General features: G+C 50.6%; 1 protein-coding gene. It reads right to left on the bottom strand.

Translation table 11 applies throughout. The features are described from left to right. Positions 1–303, bottom strand: a 303-nt coding sequence (locus NR126_RS28500; protein ID WP_256832497.1) for a hypothetical protein, incomplete at its 3' end; no start/stop codon positions are given. Positions 304–421 lie beyond the last annotated feature (118 nt).

Genomic DNA, 421 nt, shown 5'->3' with positions numbered 1-421 from the left:
GGCACCCGGGACAACGCCCTGGCCGATCTTTTTTCCCCCCCCCTGGTCCCCTCCCCTCCCTCCTTCTCTCTCCCTCCCCTCTTTCTCTCCCTTCTCCTTCCTCTTTTCTTTTTTCCCCCTTCTCTTTCTCTCCTCTCCTCCCTTCCCTTTCCTCTTCCCCCTTTTTCTTTTTTTCCTCCTCCCTTTCCCTTTCCCTCTTCTTCCCTTCTCCTCCTTCCCCTCCTCTTTTCTCTCCCTCTCTTCTCTCCCTTCTCTCCCCTCTCCCCCCTCTCTCTTTCCTTCCCCCTCCTTCAGCCCTTCCATTACATCTCTACAAATCAACATATCTTCTCAATCATCTCATCAAGTTTCAACTTTTCTTTCCATTATTCTACCTTTTCTCTCATCCTTTCTTCAAACTCACTCCGTAACGCCTCAACCT

The sequence above is a fragment of the Pseudomonas sp. Pse1 genome (assembly GCF_024519635.1).
Taxonomy (GTDB): domain Bacteria; phylum Pseudomonadota; class Gammaproteobacteria; order Pseudomonadales; family Pseudomonadaceae; genus Aquipseudomonas.
The sequence above is the reverse complement of the archived record's forward strand: the minus strand, read 5'-3'. Positions and strand labels throughout refer to the sequence as shown.